Source organism: Pseudomonas extremorientalis (genome assembly GCF_024584605.1).
Taxonomy (GTDB): domain Bacteria; phylum Pseudomonadota; class Gammaproteobacteria; order Pseudomonadales; family Pseudomonadaceae; genus Aquipseudomonas; species Aquipseudomonas extremorientalis.
The window spans coordinates 5,683,214-5,701,189 of sequence record NZ_CP089519.1; the positions used below are offsets into that span (position 1 = coordinate 5,683,214).

General features: G+C 59.6%; 17 protein-coding genes. 6 read left to right on the forward strand and 11 right to left on the reverse strand.

From position 1 onward, the window contains the following. Nucleotides 1–109: 109 nt before the first annotated feature. The 3 genes from LUU92_RS25745 to LUU92_RS25755 are packed head-to-tail and all read left to right on the forward strand — an operon-like array spanning nt 110 to nt 3,085. Nucleotides 110–889, forward strand: a complete 780-nt coding sequence (locus LUU92_RS25745; protein ID WP_071489845.1) for an endonuclease/exonuclease/phosphatase family protein — start codon at nt 110–112, stop codon at nt 887–889. Next, nucleotides 886–2,148, forward strand: a complete 1,263-nt coding sequence (gene clsB / locus LUU92_RS25750; protein ID WP_071489844.1) for a cardiolipin synthase ClsB — start codon at nt 886–888, stop codon at nt 2,146–2,148. Before LUU92_RS25745 ends, clsB begins: the two co-directional genes overlap by 4 nt. Beyond that, nucleotides 2,138–3,085, forward strand: a complete 948-nt coding sequence (locus LUU92_RS25755; RefSeq protein WP_071489843.1) for a lysylphosphatidylglycerol synthase domain-containing protein — start codon at nt 2,138–2,140, stop codon at nt 3,083–3,085. Before clsB ends, LUU92_RS25755 begins: the two co-directional genes overlap by 11 nt. A 4-nt stretch (nt 3,086–3,089) precedes the next feature. On the opposite strand, the gene LUU92_RS25760 is transcribed toward LUU92_RS25755, so the two are convergent. The 3 genes from LUU92_RS25760 to LUU92_RS25770 all read right to left on the reverse strand — a co-directional run bounded on the left by LUU92_RS25760 (nt 3,090) and on the right by LUU92_RS25770 (nt 6,075). Further along, a complete protein-coding gene (locus LUU92_RS25760; RefSeq protein ID WP_092250535.1) occupies nt 3,090–3,845 on the reverse strand; it encodes an alpha/beta hydrolase family protein in 756 nt (251 codons plus the stop codon). Further along, nucleotides 3,835–4,944 carry a DUF3182 family protein gene (locus LUU92_RS25765; RefSeq protein ID WP_257102830.1) on the reverse strand — a complete coding sequence of 370 codons (1,110 nt, stop codon included), beginning with the start codon at nt 4,942–4,944 and terminating at the stop codon, nt 3,835–3,837. The genes LUU92_RS25760 and LUU92_RS25765 overlap by 11 nt, the downstream gene beginning before the upstream one ends. A 171-nt stretch (nt 4,945–5,115) precedes the next feature. Beyond that, entirely contained in the window at nt 5,116–6,075 is a 960-nt protein-coding gene (locus LUU92_RS25770; RefSeq protein WP_257102831.1) for a GlxA family transcriptional regulator, read from the reverse strand. Between the two features lie 96 nt (nt 6,076–6,171). On the opposite strand from LUU92_RS25770, the gene LUU92_RS25775 reads away from it, so the two are divergent. Next, on the forward strand, nt 6,172–6,732 hold the full coding sequence (locus tag LUU92_RS25775) for a cysteine hydrolase family protein (protein WP_071489839.1): 561 nt from the start codon (nt 6,172–6,174) through the stop codon (nt 6,730–6,732). A 21-nt stretch (nt 6,733–6,753) separates the two neighbouring features. Here the strand turns inward: LUU92_RS25775 and tam are convergent, their stop codons facing one another. Next, entirely contained in the window at nt 6,754–7,515 is a 762-nt protein-coding gene (gene tam, locus LUU92_RS25780) for a trans-aconitate 2-methyltransferase (RefSeq protein ID WP_257102832.1), read from the reverse strand. A 101-nt stretch (nt 7,516–7,616) separates the two neighbouring features. On the opposite strand from tam, the gene LUU92_RS25785 reads away from it, so the two are divergent. Further along, the gene (locus LUU92_RS25785) at nt 7,617–8,534 is read left to right on the forward strand and encodes a LysR family transcriptional regulator (protein WP_173668595.1); all 918 of its coding nucleotides are present in this window, start codon (nt 7,617–7,619) and stop codon (nt 8,532–8,534) included. A gap of 57 nt (nt 8,535–8,591) precedes the next feature. Here the strand turns inward: LUU92_RS25785 and LUU92_RS25790 are convergent, their stop codons facing one another. After that, nucleotides 8,592–9,107 carry a single-stranded DNA-binding protein gene (locus LUU92_RS25790; RefSeq protein WP_003232445.1) on the reverse strand — a complete coding sequence of 172 codons (516 nt, stop codon included), beginning with the start codon at nt 9,105–9,107 and terminating at the stop codon, nt 8,592–8,594. Nucleotides 9,108–9,116: 9 nt separating this feature from the next. After that, nucleotides 9,117–10,511, reverse strand: a complete 1,395-nt coding sequence (locus LUU92_RS25795; protein WP_071489835.1) for an MFS transporter — start codon at nt 10,509–10,511, stop codon at nt 9,117–9,119. Nucleotides 10,512–10,689: 178 nt separating this feature from the next. On the opposite strand from LUU92_RS25795, the gene uvrA reads away from it, so the two are divergent. After that, on the forward strand, nt 10,690–13,524 hold the full coding sequence (gene uvrA / locus LUU92_RS25800) for an excinuclease ABC subunit UvrA (RefSeq protein ID WP_071489834.1): 2,835 nt from the start codon (nt 10,690–10,692) through the stop codon (nt 13,522–13,524). Between the two features lie 65 nt (nt 13,525–13,589). Here uvrA and bfr read toward each other — a convergent pair whose 3' ends face one another. From bfr to rpsD, 5 genes are all read right to left on the reverse strand, one after another. After that, nucleotides 13,590–14,054: a bacterioferritin gene (bfr, locus tag LUU92_RS25805; RefSeq protein WP_257102833.1), complete on the reverse strand. Its 465-nt coding sequence runs from the start codon at nt 14,052–14,054 to the stop codon at nt 13,590–13,592. 155 nt (nt 14,055–14,209) lie between these two features. After that, the gene (locus LUU92_RS25810) at nt 14,210–15,658 is read right to left on the reverse strand and encodes a catalase (protein ID WP_222540508.1); all 1,449 of its coding nucleotides are present in this window, start codon (nt 15,656–15,658) and stop codon (nt 14,210–14,212) included. Nucleotides 15,659–15,895: 237 nt separating this feature from the next. After that, nucleotides 15,896–16,282, reverse strand: a complete 387-nt coding sequence (rplQ, locus tag LUU92_RS25815; protein ID WP_003176402.1) for a 50S ribosomal protein L17 — start codon at nt 16,280–16,282, stop codon at nt 15,896–15,898. Between the two features lie 41 nt (nt 16,283–16,323). Then, nucleotides 16,324–17,325 (reverse strand): DNA-directed RNA polymerase subunit alpha, encoded by a 1,002-nt coding sequence (locus LUU92_RS25820; RefSeq protein WP_257102834.1) that lies wholly within the window; start codon nt 17,323–17,325, stop codon nt 16,324–16,326. Nucleotides 17,326–17,347: 22 nt separating this feature from the next. Continuing rightward, nucleotides 17,348–17,968, reverse strand: coding sequence for a 30S ribosomal protein S4 (rpsD, locus tag LUU92_RS25825; RefSeq protein WP_003176404.1), 621 nt, complete (start codon nt 17,966–17,968; stop codon nt 17,348–17,350). Nucleotides 17,969–17,976: the final 8 nt, after the last annotated feature.

Consider the following 17,976-nt stretch of genomic DNA (forward strand, 5'->3'; position numbering starts at 1 on the left):
CTTCAACGGCATCTTTATGCCGTCTGTAGGACGCTGGAAACTTTCCGTCAAAAATCACAGTCAGCCATAAACGAGGGCCAGGCCCCACCACTTTTTCACAGGAGCAACTATGGCTGCGATTCCCGACTGGGTGCCCATCACCCCCAGCGTCGCCATCACTCGCTTCACGGTGTTGACGGTCAATATCCACAAGGGCTTCACCGCACTGAATCGACGCTTCATCCTGCCCGAATTGCGTGAAGCCGTGCGCAGCGTGGGCGCCGACATGGTGTTCCTGCAGGAAATCCACGGTACCCACGAGCGCCACCCCCAGCGCTTCAGTGACTGGCCGAACATGCCGCAGTACGAGTTCCTCGCCGACAGTATCTGGCCGCAATTCGCCTACGGTCGTAACGCGGTCTATCCCCATGGCGACCACGGTAATGCATTGCTGTCGAAGTTCCAGATTGTGCGTTACGACAATCTCGATATCTCCCAAAGCGGCCATGAAAACAGGGGCCTGCTGCATTGCGTGCTGCGCTTGCCGGGCACCGGCCAGGAGATCCATGCGATCTGCATCCACCTGGGTTTGCGTGAAGTGCACCGCCAGCAGCAATTACGCTTGATCGAGCAGCGCATCAGCGAAATCCCGGCCGATGCACCGTTAGTGGTGGCCGGTGATTTCAACGATTGGCGCCAGAAGGCCGATCTGAGCAAGGCGGGTTTGAAGGAAGTGTTTATCGAGTCCATGGGCAAACCCGCGCGCACCTTCCCGGCGCGTTTGCCGTTGCTGCCGCTGGACCGGATTTATGTACGCAACCTGAAGGTGCATAACCCCAGGGTGCTGACGACGCGGCCATGGTCCCACCTCTCCGACCATGTGCCGCTATCGGTGGAGATCGAGCTATGAACGTGGCCGTGGAACATATCTCCACCGACCAGCCGCCGGACGAAACCAAGGCCCGCGACCTGGATTATGGCTGGCAGAGTGGCAACCAGATCGAGTTGCTGGAAAATGGCGAGGCGTATTTTCCCAAGGTGTTCGAAGCCCTGCGCGCGGCGCAGCGTGAGATTCTGCTGGAGACCTTCATTCTCTTCGAAGACAAGGTGGGTCATGAGCTGCACGGCATCCTGATCGAGGCCGCGCAGCGTGGAGTGAAAGTGGTGGCAAGCCTGGACGGTTTTGGTTGCGGCGAGCTGACGCCCTCGTTTCTCGGTGAGCTGGCGGACGCCGGGGTGACGGTGCAGATGTTTGACCCGGCGTCCAAGACACTAGGCTTTCGCACCAACTGGTTTCGTCGCCTGCACCGCAAGATTGTGGTGGTGGATGCGCAGGTGGCGTTTATTGGCGGGATCAATTTCTCCGCCGATCATTTGGGAGATTTCGGTCCAGAAGCCAAGCAGGATTATGCAGTGCGGGTGGTGGGCCCGGCGGTGGCGGACCTGCATCATTTTGCCCTGGCGCAAAGTGGTCGCCAAGTCCGCGCGCGACGTGGCTGGCGGCGGCGCCAGCAGCGGCCTTCGTTGTGGTCCACCGACCAGGGCGATGGCCTGGTGCGGCTGATTTACCGCGACAACGTGCAACATCGCGATGATATTGAAGAGGCGTACATCCACGCACTGAGCAAGGCGCAAAAACGTGCGGTGATTGCCAACGCCTATTTCTTCCCCGGCTACCGCTTGCTGCGGGAAATCCGCAACGCCGCGCGCCGTGGCGTGAGGGTGCAATTGATCATGCAGGGCCAGCCCGATGTGCTGCTGGCCAAGTTGGCGGCGCGGATGCTCTACGACTATCTGCTCAAGGACGGGGTGGTGATCCACGAGTATTGCCAGCGCCCCCTGCACGGCAAAGTCGCGTTGGTGGATGACGAATGGAGCACCGTTGGGTCGAGCAACCTGGACCCGTTGAGCCTGTCGCTGAACCTGGAAGCCAACGTGTTGATACGCGACCGAGCCTTCAACCAGCACTTGTACGAACGCCTGGAAACACTCGCCAACAATCATTGCCAGACCATGCCGGAAAACCGCAAACCGCGCTTGTGGCTGTGGCGATTGACCGTGGGCTTTCTGGTATTTCATGTGATGCGCCACTTCCCAGCGTTGACGGGATGGCTGCCGGCGCACAAGCCACGATTGAAACCCATCGAGAGCCAGGCCAATGACCGCTGAATCCCGGTTCAAACGCTGGAAGAAACCGCTGACTATCGCCTTTTTCCTGGTGCTGATCGTGCTGTTCACTCTGCTGGCGCGGCGTATCGACTGGAGCGAAGTGCTGCAGACCCTGGGTGACTTCAAGGTGCGCACTCTGGTGATCGCGGGGGCACTGACGTTGTGCAGCTTTCTGGTGTACGCCAGCTTCGACTTGATCGGCCGCACCTACATCCGCCAGAACCTGGTGTGGAAGCAGATCCTGCCGGTGGGCATCATCAGCTACGCCTTCAACCTCAACCTGAGCGCGTGGGTGGGCGGCATCGCCATGCGTTATCGCCTGTATTCGCGCCTGGGCGTGAGCACCGGCAATATCGCCAAGATTCTCGGCCTGAGCCTGGCCACCAATTGGTTTGGCTACATGGCGATTGCCGGGGTGGTGTTCAGCAGCGGCCTGGTGACCATGCCGCCGGGGTGGAAGGTCAGCACCACGGCATTGCAGGGCATTGGCGCGTTGTTGGTACTGGCCAGCCTCGGCTATCTGGTGGCCTGCCAGTTTTCGAAGAAGCGCGCGTGGACGATTCGCGGCATGGAAATCAACCTGCCGTCAGTGCGCATGGCGTGCCTGCAGTTGCTGCTCGGCGCGTTGAACTGGTCGCTGATGGCGGCGGTGATCTTCACGCTGCTGCCGGCCAAGCTGGACTATCCACTGGTGTTGGGCGTGTTGCTGATCAGCGCGATTGCCGGGGTGCTCACCCATATTCCCGCCGGGCTGGGCGTGCTGGAGGCGGTGTTTATTGCACTGCTGCAGCATGAGGCGTCGCGGGGCAGTCTGCTCGCCGGATTGATCGCGTATCGGGCGATTTACTTCATCTTGCCGCTGCTGATCGCGCTGGTGATGTACCTCGGTGTGGAGGCCAAGGCCAAGGCGTTGCGGGTGAAGAAAACACCCGCCTGAACCCTTACTGGGACTGGATGATGCTCAACCGTTCGCCCACCACCATCTCGGTGATCCAATCCACCAGGATTGAGGTGTACGCCTGTTGGGACACCGGATCGCTGAGGGAATGGTCGGCGCCATCGATGATGCGATGGGTCAGGGAATGGGTCTGCTGGCACGCCGCACGGTAGCTCATGATGGTCGCGTGGGGCACGTGGTCATCGGTTTCCGATTCGACGATCAATACATCCCCGGTAAATGCCGAACACGCATGCAAGGCGCGATTGGTTTCGGCGTGGACCAAGGTGCTGCGGTAATCCATCAGGTCGGCCTTATCCAAGTCACGCTTGGGCTTGAGCCATTCCTGGTCGCGGTACAGCGCCGGCACGCGCAGCGCCAGCCAGCGTACCGGGCGCAGCGAGGTGAGGATCGCCGCGAGGTAGCCGCCGTAACTGGTGCCCACTACCGCCACCGCCGAGGTGTCGATGGCCGGGTGAGCCAGCAGCCGGTCATAGGCCGCCAGCAGGTCGCGCAGATTGTCTTCGCGGGTGACGCGGGACAAAGGAATACCCGTGCCAGCGTGCCCGCGCAGGTCGAAGGTCAGGCATACACATCCCAAGCCGGCGATGCCTTTGGCGCGCTCAAGGTCTCGCTCCTGGCTGCCACCCCAACCGTGCACAAACAACACGCCAGGCACTTTGGATTTGGGGCTCAGGAAGGTGCCGCTCATCTGTTCGTCGTCGATATCGATCGCAATGCTTTCGCTTCTAGCCGTCATAAGTTTCAACCGTCACGTACTTGAGAAGGAACTCGCTGTTTTCCGCCGGGCCGCGATACACCTCGATGGCATCAGCCGGCAAGGGTCGGTCCACGTAGGTTTCCACGGAGGACACATGGATCGCACGCAGGCCGGGATTGTTGATAAAGCTTTGCAGGGCCGCGACTTCGGCACTGCTGGCCCCGCCCATGCGCCAGGATTGTTCGAGCACGCCGCTGCGACGCTGGCCGTTATTGTCGAGACCCTGGGCGATGTCGTAATTGCGCCGTGATGCGTAGAAGCCGGGATAGGCTTCATCGGCGGCCGCGTCGAAGACTTGGGCTTGCTCGATGGCCTCGCGAACGTCGTCGGGTAATTCGAGTTGCAGCAGGTCTTCGTAGTAACCGGGCACCACCAACAGGTTGGAGCCGCCGTAGACCTCTTCGCCCTGTCCATCTTTCGTCAGGTATTGCTCGCCGCAGTAGCTGAACACGTGATCGCCGATAAAACTCTGGCCGACACTGTGGGTGACCACGTTGTGCAGGTCTTGCTCCAGCACCACGCCCTGGTTGAAGAGTTGTGCGGCATCCGGTCGCGCCAGCACCGCTTCGAATTCATCCAGACTGTGGATAACTTCCTGGCCTCGGCCCGCGCAGGCGTGCACGGGTTTCAGGCGAATGGGGCCGCTGGACAGCAAGCGTGCAGCGGCGGGTCGCGCGTCTTCCAGCGCAAAGACGCTCAAGCCCTCCAGCACGACTTTTCGCACACGTTCGCCAAACAACCCCGACCACCCTTCGGGCGCTTTGGCTTCAGGGCTGAGCAAGCCATGACTGATCGCCTTGGTGCAGATGAAGTCGTGGTCGACATAACCGCCCCACAAATCCTCCGGACCTTGGATATTCAGTGCCCGCGCCTGGCCGGGACCGACCAGGGTTTGTGTGGGCAGCAGGTATAACGCCCTCCCCGCGTGCAGATCAGCGTCATAGCTTCCACCGAACTTCAGCCCGAGGATCTGCGCCAGCCAGCGTGCCAAGGCACGATTGGTTTCGACCTCATGCAGCGGCGCGCCCTCACGCGTGGAGTGAGCAACGACCAGCTTCTTGCGTTGAATCGGGGTCATGCGTCCCCCTTGGCCATCCCGCCATGTGTGTACGCAGAAGGTTGCAGGGATCAGGCCAAGGCTCTTCTATGGAGGATGCTTTTCAAATCAAGGCGTTACGAAAAAACCGATGGCAGTTAGCCTGTTTTATTCTGCACGACGCCGCGTTAACGCAGCGGCGTTCTGCACGATTCACACGCCAAAACGGCTGCGGTAATCGCTGGGCGCAAGGCCGGTGATTTTCTTGAAGGTGGCGCGAAAGGCGCTGGGGTCCTGGTAGCCCACGGTCCAGGCGATATGGTCGATGGTGCCGTTGGTGAATTCCAGCATCTGCCGCGCCTTGCCCACACGCAGGTGCTGGCAGTATTCGGTGGGTTTCAAACCGGTGGCGCTGCGAAAACGCCGCAGGAAAGTCCGCTCTTCCAAACCGGCTTCCCGGGCCATTGCCGCCAGGGAAACATCCACCGCACCGCTGGCCTGCAACCAGTGCTGAACCTTGAGGATGGCTGTGTCACCGTGGCCAAGAATCGGCGCGAAGTTGCTGCCGCACTGGCTGGCGCTGTCACTGTGCTCGATCACCAGGAAACGCGCGGTATCGGCTGCGATGCTTGGGCCCATCAGGCGGTCGACCAGGCGCAGGCCGAGTTCGGACCAGGCCATCAAGCCGGCGGTGGTGATCAGGTCGCCATCATCGACGATCGGCTTGTCGGCCTCCAGGCGCACCGCCGGGTAGCGGCTGGCGAAGGATTTGGCGGAGGACCAATGGGTGGTGGCGCTGCGCCCGTCGAGCAACCCGCTGCGCGCCAACATGATCGAGCCAATGCACACACCGCCCAGTACCGTGCCTGCCGCATGTTGCTGGCGAATCCATTCCAGCAGCGCCGGGGGTGCCTGGTCTTCTGTAAACTCGCCGATCGACGGCGGCACCAGCACCGCCATCATCGGCTGCTCGGGACCGGGATAGCTGCTGAAAACACGCACCGGTGTGCCGGCGCTATCCACCTGCCAATGGCTGACCCGCAGCAATGGCAACTGCGCGGATTGATGCTCGGCGGCGATGCGATTGGCCACGCCAAACAGATCAGTCAAACCGTGCACGGCGGCCAGTTGCGCCCCCTGGTAGATCAACACGCCCAGCTCAACCACGACCATTGTCAGTTTTCCCCCTGTTATTGTCGGTGCAGCCAATCCCAGGTGTGGGCGCCAGCTAAGATACTGGCCCCATCAACCCATCACGAGGCAACACACATGGCCAAGCAAGCGCTCATCCTAATCGATATCCAGAACGACTACTTCCCCCAGGGCAAGTGGCCACTTGACGGCGTGGACGCCGCAGCGGACAAAGCCGCGCAGGTGCTGCAAGCGTTTCGCCAGGCGGGCGATGCGGTGATTCATGTGCGCCATGAGTTCACCTCCGATGACGCACCGTTCTTCACGCCGGGCTCCGAGGGTGCGCACCTGCATGGCAAAGTGTTGAACGAGGGCAACGAGCCGGTGGTGCTCAAGCATTTCGTGAATGCGTTCCGCGAGACCAACCTGCGTGCCCTGTTGGAACAGCGCAGCATCACGGACCTGGTAGTGGTCGGCAGCATGAGCCACATGTGCATCGACGCGGTGGTGCGGGCGGCGGCGGACCTGGGCTACACGGTCACGGTGGTTCATGACGCGTGCGCCACGCGGGACCTGGAGTTCAATGGGCAGGTGATTCCGGCGGCGCAGGTGCATGGGGCTTACATGGCGTCGCTGGCGTTTGGGTATGCGAGCGTGGTGTCGGCGGATGAGTATTTGAAGGCGCAAGCGGCGGCATGACCGCCACTTGTCCTTTGGACGTCAGCGGGTCGCGATGATGAACAGGCGCGGAAACGGTAGTAGTACAGTGCCGTCAGCCAGGGCTGGATAGGCACGGGTCATTCGCGCCTGGTATTCCTGCAGGAAAGCGTTTTTTTCGCTGTCGGCCAAAGGCGCGAGGAAGGGCCTCAGCGCCGATGCCTTGAACCACTCCACTACTGCCGCGTGGCTCGCCAACGGGTGCTGGTAGGTGGTGCGCCACACATCGACCGTACTGCAATGTTTGCTCAGCAGTTCGTAGTAGTAGCTCGCCGTGTGGCGCTCGTTGTGTTTGACCGCACCGATCTTTGCCGACCATGGCCCCTCTGCCGCGACTTCGCGGGCGAGGTGGTGGGCGGGTTCGTCGAGGTTGTCCGGGGTTTGCACCGCCAGCGTACCGCCGGGCGTCAGTTGGCGGACCAGGTGCGGGTACAGCGTGGCGTGGTCCGGCAGCCACTGCAGGGACGCGTTGGCCAGGATCACATCGAAGGCGCACACAGGGTTCCAGGCACCGATATCCGCCAGTTCGAAGTTCAATGTCGGTAGCCGTTTGCGGGCGTCGACCAGCATGTCATCGGAACTGTCCATACCGGTGATGTGCGCTTGCGGGAAACGCTCGGCCAGCACCTCAGTCGAGTTACCGGGACCGCAGCCCAAATCGACGGCATTGTGCACTTCAAGGTTCGGAATGGCCGCGACCAGGTCACGGACAGGGCGGGTGCGCTGCTGTTCGAACATCGTGTACTGCTTGGCTGACCAGGTCATCACGGCTTTCCTTCTTCTTGAGGTTGTCCACAGCCTAAATCTTGTGAGCCATGAGAACAAATGCCAGGATTGATGCACTCCCATACCTGAAAAGTATCCCGATGCTGGAACTTCGCCAACTCAAGGCTTTTGTGGCCATCGCCGAAGAAGGCTATATCACCCGCGCCGCCGAACGCCTGGGCATGCAGCAACCGCCGTTGACGCGGATGCTGCAAAGCCTTGAGGCCGAACTGGGTGTGGTCTTGATGGAGCGCCTGCCCCGTGGCGTGCGGCCCACGACGGCCGGGCTCGCATTGCTGGACGAAGCACGTGAGATTCTCGCCCAGGCAGACAGGATTGCAGAGGTGGTGCGCCGCGCCGCACGGGGCGAGCGTGGGCGCCTGGCGATCGGGTTTACCAGTTCGGCGGCGCTGCATCCCTTTGTACCGAGTGTATTGCGGCGGTTTCGCGAAACCTTTGTCGGCGTGACAGTGGTGCTGGAGGAAGCCGGGACCGGCGAACTGCTGGACGCGTTGATCCATGAGAAGCTCGATGCAGCATTTATCCGCTCGCCCCTCAGCGCAACCCAGTCGCTGCAAGACAAACCGATTCTGGTGGAGCCCATGTTGCTGGCGTTGCCCACGGATCATCCTCTGGCAATCGATCCGGGATCTCCCCTGCCCTTGTCGGCATTGGCGACCGAGTCCTTCGTGCTCTACCGCCGGCGTGTGGGGCTGGGTTTGTACGACGCAATTCTGGTGGCCTGCCGTGAAGCAGGGTTCAGCCCGCAGGTGGTGCAGGAAGCTCCGCGCATGACCGCCACACTAAGCCTGGTGGCTGCTGGACTTGGGGTATCCATCGTGCCAGCGTCGATGCAGCGCTTGCGCGGGGATGGCATCGTTTATCGGGAATTGACGGAGTGCCGCAGCCTGGTGGCGCCGTTGCATTTGGCGACGCGGATCGATGACGGTTCGGCGATGCTGCAGCGGTTCAAGGAGATGGTTGTCACCGCCGCCTCGACTGAAGCTGATCACGGGTGATAAAAAACCCCCGAGGCCTGAGCCAGCGGGGGTTCTGTGTGTTCCGGGTGTTAAACCTCAGAACGGGATATCGTCATCAAAGCTGTCGAAATCCGGAGCCGGTTGCGGCGCGGCCTGTTGTGGCGCTGGACGCGACTCACGCTGTGGCTGCTGACTTGGCTGCGGGCGCGACTGCTGTGGACGCGGAGCCGAGTTGGACATGCCGCCCTGGCCCTGTTGGTCGCCCTGTGGACGGCCGCCCAGCAGTTGCATGGTGCCTTGCATGTCGACCACGATTTCAGTGGTGTAACGCTTGATGCCGTCTTTTTCCCACTCGCGGGTCTGCAGCTTGCCTTCGATGTAGACCTGCGAACCTTTGCGCAGGTACTCGCCGGCGATCTCTGCGACCTTGCCGAACATCGACACACGGTGCCATTCGGTTTTCTCGACCTTCTGGCCGGTCTGCTTGTCGGTCCACTGTTCGCTGGTCGCCAGACTCAAGTTGGTCACGGCGTTACCGTTAGGCAAGTAGCGAACTTCGGGATCCTGGCCGCACGTACCGACCAATATGACTTTGTTAACCCCACGGGCCATAACGTTCTCCTAGGCTGGGCGCGCTGTCGGCACTGGGTTGACCAGTTGCTCGAGCGTCGCGCGATCCAATAATTCGGTGTCCAATTTGATGTAGATGGCGGCTTCTTCAGCAACAACCACGGCATCGGTAACCCCAGTAACGGCCTTAAGGCGCTCGACCAGACCGGCTTCGCGGATCGCTTCGGGCGATAACGGCAAGCGCAGACTCGTCACATAGGGAGGTTCGCGCATGGTAACAGCAAAGGCCAGCCAGAGGGCAGCCAGACCTGCGCATCCAAGGAACACAACCGACAAACCGCCATGCTGGAACATCCAGCCACCCATGATGCCGCCCAGTGCGGAACCCAGGAACTGGCTGGTGGAATACACCCCCATCGCCGTCCCTTTGCCGCCGGCCGGTGAAACTTTACTGATCAGCGAAGGCAGCGACGCCTCCAGCAGGTTGAACGCGGTGAAGAACACCACCGTGCCGATTACCAGCGCCCGCAGGCTGTCGCCGAACTGCCAGAAGAATAGCTCAGTGAGCATCAGCGTCGCGACGGCGCCGAGCAAAACTCGTTTCATTTTGCGTTTCTTTTCGCCGTAGATGATGAAGGGAATCATGGCGAAGAACGAAATCAGCAGCGCAGTAAGGTAGACCCACCAGTGCTGCTCCTTGGGCAGGCCAGCTTTTTCTACCAAGGCCAGAGGCAAGGCGACAAAGCTGCACATCAGCATGGCGTGTAATACGAAGATACCTAAATCCAGGCGCAGCAGGTCCGGGTGCTTGAGCGTCGGCAACAGGGCCTTGCGCGCAACGCCTGACTCACGGTGCTGCAACGTGCCAGTGGAGCGCGGCACCATGAAGGCCACGATCACGATGCCGAACAGTGCCATACCGCCTGTGGCCAGGAACAGCCCGTGCAAACCAAACGCGCGAGTCAGCAAGGGCCCCACCACCATGGCCACGGCAAACGACAGGCCGATGGTCATGCCGATCATGGCCATGGCCTTGGTGCGATGTTGTTCGCGGGTCAGGTCGGACAGCAACGCCATGACCGCAGCGGAAATCGCGCCCGCGCCTTGCAGGATGCGCCCGGCGATCACGCCCCAGATGGAATCGGATTGAGCCGCGAGCACGCTGCCGAGGGCGAACACGATCAGCCCCAGGTAGATCACAGGGCGGCGACCGATGCGGTCGGAAATGATCCCGAACGGAATCTGGAAAATCGCCTGGGTCAGGCCATAGGCGCCAATCGCCAGGCCGATCAACGCGGGGGTTGCGCCTGCGAGATCCATTCCATAGGTCGCCAGCACCGGCAACACCATAAACATGCCCAGCATACGGAAGGCGAACACCAGGGCCAGACCGCTTGCCGCTCGGGTCTCGCCGCTACTCATGCGTTCGCTGTGGGGATCGTGCATGGAAAAACCTCGTGTGAACCGGCGGCGATTCTACCAGTCCCATCGATTGAGAGGGTATATGCGGCGCTTTGCCGCGCAGCTTTCATCTAAGGCTGCAAGCGGCCTTTTGACAGTGTATATTCATCCAGTCTTTCGCCGTATACTCCGGCATTATTTACGCCCGCCGTGCGAGGCCATCTTGGACAAGATCCTGATTCGTGGGGCTAGAACCCACAACCTGAAGAACATCGACCTGACCCTGCCCCGGGACAAACTGATCGTCATCACCGGCTTGTCCGGGTCCGGCAAATCTTCGCTGGCGTTCGACACGCTGTATGCCGAAGGCCAGCGCCGCTATGTGGAATCCCTGTCGGCCTATGCCCGGCAGTTCCTGTCGATGATGGAGAAGCCCGACGTCGACACCATTGAAGGCCTGTCGCCGGCCATTTCCATCGAGCAGAAGTCGACCTCCCATAACCCGCGTTCCACCGTGGGCACCATTACCGAAATCTACGATTACCTGCGCCTGCTGTATGCACGCGTGGGTATTCCTCGTTGCCCGGACCACGACATTCCCCTGGAAGCCCAGACCGTCAGCCAGATGGTCGACCTGGTGCTGGCCCAGCCGGAAGGTGCCAAGCTGATGCTGCTGGCACCGGTGATCCGTGAGCGCAAGGGCGAACATCTTTCCGTTTTCGAAGAGCTGCGTGCGCAAGGTTTTGTGCGTGCGCGGATCAACGGCAAGCTGTATGAGCTGGACGAAGCGCCGAAGCTCGACAAGCAGAAGAAGCATTCGATCGATGTCGTGGTCGACCGCTTCAAGGTGCGCGCCGACCTGCAGCAGCGCCTGGCGGAATCCTTCGAAACCGCATTGAAACTGGCCGACGGTATTGCGCTGGTGGCGCCGATGGACGACGAGCCAGGCGAAGAGATCATCTTCTCCGCCCGGTTTGCCTGCCCGATCTGCGGCCACGCCATCAGCGAGCTGGAACCCAAGCTGTTTTCCTTCAACAACCCGGCCGGCGCCTGCCCGACCTGTGATGGCCTGGGCGTGAAGCAGTTCTTCGACATCAAGCGCCTGGTCAACGGTGACCTGACGCTGGCGGAGGGGGCCATACGCGGCTGGGACAGGCGCAACGTCTATTACTTCCAGATGCTGGGGTCGTTGGCGTCGCACTATAAATTCAGCCTGGAAGTGCCTTTCAACCAACTGCCGGCGGACCAGCAGAAGGTCATCCTGCATGGTAGCGGCTCGCAGAACGTCGACTTCAAGTACCTGAACGACCGTGGCGATATCGTCAAGCGCTCCCACCCGTTCGAAGGCATTGTGCCGAACCTTGAGCGTCGCTACCGCGAGACTGAATCGGCCAGCGTGCGCGAAGAGCTGGCGAAATTCCTCAGCACCCAGCCTTGCCCGGATTGCCGCGGCACGCGCCTGCGTCGTGAGGCGCGGCATGTATGGGTGGGCGAAAAGACCCTGCCGGCGGTGACCAGCCTGCCGATCGGCGATGCCTGCGAATACTTTGGCGTGCTCAAACTGACCGGTCGCCGTGGGGAGATCGCCGACAAGATCCTCAAGGAGATTCGCGAGCGGCTGCAGTTCCTGGTCAACGTAGGCCTGGATTACCTGTCGCTGGATCGCAGCGCCGATACCTTGTCCGGCGGCGAAGCCCAACGGATTCGCCTGGCCAGCCAGATTGGTGCAGGCCTCGTGGGTGTGCTGTACATCCTTGATGAACCGTCGATTGGTTTGCATCAACGTGACAACGATCGCCTGCTGGGTACGTTGAAACACCTGCGGGATATCGGTAACACGGTGATCGTGGTCGAGCACGATGAAGACGCGATTCGCCTGGCGGATTACGTGGTCGACATCGGCCCGGGTGCGGGTGTGCATGGTGGGCATATTGTCGCCGAGGGCACGCCTGCCGAAGTCATGGCGCACCCGGACTCGCTGACCGGCAAGTACCTGTCCGGCCGCGTGAAGATCGAAGTACCCGCCAAACGTACGCCACGCAACAAAAAGCTGGCGCTGCACCTCAAGGGCGCGCGTGGCAACAACCTGCGCAATGTCGACCTGGAAATTCCACTGGGCCTGCTGACCTGCGTGACCGGTGTTTCCGGCTCGGGCAAGTCGACGCTGATCAACAACACGCTGTTCCCGCTGAGTGCCACCGCCCTGAATGGCGCGACCACCCTGGAAGCGGCGGCCCATGACAGCATCAAGGGCCTGGAACACCTGGATAAGGTGGTCGATATCGACCAAAGCCCGATTGGCCGTACACCACGCTCCAACCCGGCGACCTACACCGGACTGTTCACACCGATTCGTGAGCTGTTTGCGGGCGTTCCGGAATCACGCTCAAGGGGCTACGGACCGGGCCGGTTCTCGTTCAACGTCAAGGGCGGCCGCTGTGAAGCGTGCCAGGGCGATGGCTTGATCAAGGTGGAGATGCACTTCCTCCCGGACATCTACGTACCGTGCGATGTGTGCAAGAGCAAGCGCTATAACCGCGAGACGCTGGAGATCAAATACAAAGGCAAGAGCATCCATGAAACCCTCGAGATGACCATCGAGGAAGCGCGTGAGTTCTTTGACGCGGTTCCGGCGCTGGCGCGCAAGCTACAGACCCTGATGGATGTAGGCCTTTCATATATCAAGCTGGGGCAGTCAGCTACGACGCTGTCTGGTGGTGAAGCACAACGGGTGAAGTTGTCTCGTGAGCTGTCCAAGCGCGACACCGGCAAGACCCTGTATATCCTCGATGAGCCGACCACCGGCCTGCACTTCGCGGATATCCAGCAACTGTTGGACGTGCTGCACCGCCTTCGCGACCACGGCAATACCGTGGTGGTGATCGAGCACAACCTTGATGTGATCAAGACGGCCGACTGGCTGGTAGACCTGGGGCCGGAAGGTGGTTCCAAGGGCGGTCAGATTATCGCCGTGGGCACGCCGGAGCAGGTTTCCGAAATGCCGCAGTCACACACTGGTTACTACTTGAAACCACTGTTGGAACGCGACCGGGCCTGACTTTTTCGGGCCCAATGAAAAGCCCCTGTCACTTTGCAGTGACAGGGGCTTTTTGCTGCCGGGAATCAGAACTGCGATTGCAGGTAATTCTCCAGGCCAATCAACTTGATCAGGCCCAGCTGCTTTTCCAGCCAGTAGGTGTGATCTTCTTCGGTATCATTCAACTGCACCCGCAGGATTTCCCGAGTGACAAAGTCGCTGTGCTGTTCACAGAGCTCGATGCCTTTGCAAAGCGCGGCACGGACCTTGTATTCGAGGCGCAGGTCGGCAGCGAGCATCTCAGGGACCGTAGTACCCACATCCAGGTCATCCGGACGCATACGCGGCGTGCCTTCGAGCATGAGGATTCGGCGCATCAGTGCGTCGGCGTGCTGTGCTTCTTCTTCCATCTCGTGGTTGATACGCTCGTAGAGCTCGGTAAAGCCCCAGTCTTCGTACATGCGCGAATGGATGAAATATTGGTCACGAGCCGCCAGTTCGCCCGTCAGCAACGTGTTGAGGTAATCGATTACGTCGGGGTGACCTTGCATCGCCCTACATCTCCCTGCTTGAAAGTCTGTAGTTTGAACCATGATGACTCGAAGGTCACGGGACCAACGGCAGAAAAGTGAAGATTTCCCGAGAAAAGTAGCGGATTTAACGCAAAAACCGCCCAAATGAGGGCGGTTCTGCTTATCGTTTAGAGTCAGTTAAGCGATACACCCAACGCCTTTGCGATTGCTTCTCCATAAGCAGGATCAGCCTTGTAGAAGTGTTGCAGCTGGCGCTGAACCACGTCGCTGGAAACGCCACCCATTGCGCCGGCAATGTTGTTGGTGAGCAACGCTTTCTGCTCATCGCTCATCAGGCGGAACAGCGCACCTGCGTGACTGTAGTAATCAGTGTCCTCTCTGTGATCGTAGCGGTCAGCCGCGCCATTAAGTGCCAGTGCAGGCTCTGCATACTGTGGCGCTTGCTTCGGTGCATCGGCGTAGCTGTTCGGCTCGTAATTAGGCGCCGCACCACCGTTACTGCCGAATGCCATCGAGCCATCACGCTGGTAGCTGTTTACTGGGCTACGTGGGGCGTTCACCGGCAGTTGCTGGTGATTGGTACCAACGCGGTAGCGGTGGGCATCTGCGTAGGCGAATACACGACCTTGCAGCATGCGGTCTGGCGACAGGCCTACGCCTGGAACCATATTGCTCGGACCGAATGCGGCTTGCTCCACTTCAGCAAAGTAGTTCTGCGGGTTGCGGTTCAACTCCAGTTCGCCGACTTCGATCAAAGGGAATTCCTTCTGCGACCAGGTTTTGGTCACATCGAAAGGATTCTCGTAATGAGCGTTGGCCTGGGCCTCGGTCATGATCTGGATGCACACGCGCCATTTCGGGAAGTCACCGCGCTCGATCGCGCCAAAGAGATCGCGCTGGGCGTAATCAGGGTCAGTACCGGCCAAACGTGCAGCTTCGGCCGGCGCCAGGTTCTTGATGCCCTGTTTGGTTTTGTAGTGCCACTTGACCCAGTGACGCTCGCCCTTGGCGTTGATCAGGCTATAGGTGTGGCTGCCAAAACCGTGCATATGGCGGTAGCCATCGGGAATGCCACGGTCGGAAAACAGAATGGTGACCTGGTGCAACGCCTCAGGGGAGTGAGACCAGAAGTCCCACATCATTTGCGCGCTTTTCAGGTTGCTTTGCGGCAAGCGCTTCTGGGTATGGATGAAGTCAGGAAACTTCAACGGATCGCGAATGAAGAACACAGGGGTGTTGTTACCCACGATGTCCCAGTTGCCTTCTTCGGTGTAGAACTTAAGGGCGAACCCGCGTGGGTCGCGCTCGGTATCAGCCGAACCGCGCTCACCACCTACCGTAGAAAAGCGCAGGAAAGTCGGCGTCTGCTTGCCGACTGACTCGAACAACTTAGCACTGGTGTATTGGGTAATGTCTTTGGTGACCGTGAAAGTGCCATAGGCACCCGAGCCTTTGGCGTGTACGCGGCGTTCAGGGATGTTTTCACGGTTGAAGTGAGCGAGCTTCTCAATCAGGTGAAAATCGTCGAGGAGCAACGGGCCACGCGGGCCTGCGGAACGGGAATTCTGGTTGTCCGCAACGGGAGCACCGCTGGCGGTCGTAAGGATTTTATTCTGGCTCATGCTCAATTTCCCTCAGGTCGGACTTGAAACTGCCGGCTAATCGGCTTGGAGGGAGTATTGATCATCATCATGACGCCTACAAATTCATTAAATTGTAGGCCTCGATAGAAAATAACTACCAAACTCCCCTCGTGCATAGTGCCAAGCACAATCGACGGAAGCTTGTACAAATCGCGCTTTTCTAACGCGCACAAAAAACCGGGCACTAGGCCCGGTTCTTCGTTACAGCTTGTCGTCTTACTCGGCGCTTACAGCTTCGCCAGCAGTAGCACGATCAACCAACTCGACGTACGCCATAGGCGCGTTGTCGCCAGCGCGGAAACCGCACTTGAGGATGCGCAGGTAGCCACCCTCACGGGTAGCGTAACGCTTGCCCAGGTCGTTGAAGAGCTTACCAACGATAGCTTTCGAACGAGTACGGTCGAAAGCCAGACGGCGGTTAGCCAGGCTGTCTGTCTTGGCCAAAGTAATCAGCGGCTCAGCAACGCGACGCAGTTCTTTAGCTTTCGGCAGTGTAGTTTTGATCAGCTCGTGCTCGAACAGCGACACCGCCATGTTTTGGAACATGGCCTTGCGGTGCGAGCTGGTACGGCTCAGGTGACGACCACTTTTACGATGACGCATGGTTCATTCCTTACCAAACTCACGTTCGGTGATTACGACGATCAGGCAGTCGCCTTGTCGTCCTTCTTAAGACTTGCAGGCGGCCAGTTGTCGAGGCGCATGCCGAGGGACAGACCGCGGGAGGCCAGAACGTCCTTGATTTCAGTCAAGGATTTCTTGCCCAGGTTCGGAGTCTTCAACAGTTCTACTTCGGTACGCTGAATCAGGTCGCCGATGTAGTAAATGTTTTCCGCCTTAAGGCAGTTAGCCGAACGTACAGTCAGTTCCAGATCGTCAACCGGGCGAAGCAGGATCGGATCGATCTCGTCTTCCTGCTCGATTACCACTGGTTCGGTGTCACCCTTGAGGTCGACGAACGCAGCCAACTGCTGTTGCAGGATGGTTGCAGCGCGACGGATAGCCTCTTCAGGATCCAGAGTACCGTTGGTTTCCAGATCAATAACCAGCTTGTCCAGGTTAGTACGCTGCTCGACACGGGCGTTTTCCACCACGTATGCGATGCGGCGAACCGGGCTGAACGAAGAGTCAAGCTGCAAGCGACCAATGCTGCGGCTTTCGTCTTCATCGCTCTGACGCGAGTCGGCCGGTTCATAACCACGACCACGAGCTACGGTGAGCTTCATGTTCAGGGCGCCGTTAGACGCCAGGTTAGCGATTACGTGATCGGGGTTAACGATCTCGACATCATGATCCAGCTGAATATCGGCAGCGGTAACCACCCCCGAACCCTTCTTCGACAAGGTCAGCGTAACTTCGTCACGGCCGTGCAGCTTGATAGCCAGACCTTTAAGGTTCAACAGGATTTCAATTACGTCTTCCTGTACACCTTCGATGGCGCTGTACTCGTGGAGCACACCGTCAATCTCGGCCTCGACTACTGCACAGCCGGGCATTGAGGACAACAGGATGCGGCGCAGCGCGTTGCCCAGGGTGTGGCCAAAACCACGCTCGAGAGGCTCGAGAGTGATCTTAGCGCGGGTTGGACTGACAACCTGCACATCAATGTGGCGGGGTGTCAGGAACTCATTTACCGAAATCTGCATGGATGCACCTATTTTCTAGCCCTTACTTGGAGTAGAGCTCGACAATCAGGCTTTCGTTGATGTCGGCGGACAGATCACTGCGAGCAGGAACGTTCTTGAAAACGCCCGACTTCTTCTCAGTGTCTACTTCTACCCATTCTACGCGGCCACGTTGGGCACACAGATCGAGAGCTTGGACAATGCGAAGTTGGTTTTTTGCTTTCTCGCGAACTGCGACCACGTCACCAGCACGAACCTGGTAGGACGGAACGTTTACGGTCTGACCGTTAACGCTGATCGACTTGTGCGATACCAGCTGACGGGATTCGGCACGAGTCGAACCAAAGCCCATACGGTATACAACGTTGTCCAGACGGCATTCGAGCAGTTGCAGCAGGTTTTCACCGGTTGCACCTTTCTTGCCAGCAGCTTCTTTGTAGTAGCCGCTGAACTGACGCTCGAGAACGCCGTAGATACGACGGACCTTCTGCTTTTCACGCAGTTGGGTGCCGTAGTCGGACTGGCGACCGCGGCGTTGGCCGTGGATACCAGGTGCTGCTTCGATGTTGCACTTCGATTCGATCGCGCGCACGCCGCTCTTCAGAAAGAGATCGGTGCCTTCGCGACGAGCGAGTTTGCATTTTGGACCAATGTAACGAGCCATTCTTTACA

Bases quoted from the DNA above. Each gene is read 5' to 3' on its own strand.
- LUU92_RS25745 (WP_071489845.1), top strand. From the start codon at position 110: ATGGCTGCGATTCCCGACTGGGTGCCCATCACCCCCAGCGTCGCCATC.
- clsB (WP_071489844.1), top strand. From the start codon at position 886: ATGAACGTGGCCGTGGAACATATCTCCACCGACCAGCCGCCGGACGAA.
- LUU92_RS25755 (WP_071489843.1), top strand. From the start codon at position 2,138: ATGACCGCTGAATCCCGGTTCAAACGCTGGAAGAAACCGCTGACTATC.
- LUU92_RS25760 (WP_092250535.1), bottom strand. From the start codon at position 3,845: ATGACGGCTAGAAGCGAAAGCATTGCGATCGATATCGACGACGAACAG.
- LUU92_RS25765 (WP_257102830.1), bottom strand. From the start codon at position 4,944: ATGACCCCGATTCAACGCAAGAAGCTGGTCGTTGCTCACTCCACGCGT.
- LUU92_RS25770 (WP_257102831.1), bottom strand. From the start codon at position 6,075: ATGGTCGTGGTTGAGCTGGGCGTGTTGATCTACCAGGGGGCGCAACTG.
- LUU92_RS25775 (WP_071489839.1), top strand. From the start codon at position 6,172: ATGGCCAAGCAAGCGCTCATCCTAATCGATATCCAGAACGACTACTTC.
- tam (WP_257102832.1), bottom strand. From the start codon at position 7,515: ATGACCTGGTCAGCCAAGCAGTACACGATGTTCGAACAGCAGCGCACC.
- LUU92_RS25785 (WP_173668595.1), top strand. From the start codon at position 7,617: ATGCTGGAACTTCGCCAACTCAAGGCTTTTGTGGCCATCGCCGAAGAA.
- LUU92_RS25790 (WP_003232445.1), bottom strand. From the start codon at position 9,107: ATGGCCCGTGGGGTTAACAAAGTCATATTGGTCGGTACGTGCGGCCAG.
- LUU92_RS25795 (WP_071489835.1), bottom strand. From the start codon at position 10,511: ATGCACGATCCCCACAGCGAACGCATGAGTAGCGGCGAGACCCGAGCG.
- bfr (WP_257102833.1), bottom strand. From the start codon at position 14,054: ATGCAAGGTCACCCCGACGTAATCGATTACCTCAACACGTTGCTGACG.
- LUU92_RS25810 (WP_222540508.1), bottom strand. From the start codon at position 15,658: ATGAGCCAGAATAAAATCCTTACGACCGCCAGCGGTGCTCCCGTTGCG.
- rplQ (WP_003176402.1), bottom strand. From the start codon at position 16,282: ATGCGTCATCGTAAAAGTGGTCGTCACCTGAGCCGTACCAGCTCGCAC.
- LUU92_RS25820 (WP_257102834.1), bottom strand. From the start codon at position 17,325: ATGCAGATTTCGGTAAATGAGTTCCTGACACCCCGCCACATTGATGTG.
- rpsD (WP_003176404.1), bottom strand. From the start codon at position 17,968: ATGGCTCGTTACATTGGTCCAAAATGCAAACTCGCTCGTCGCGAAGGC.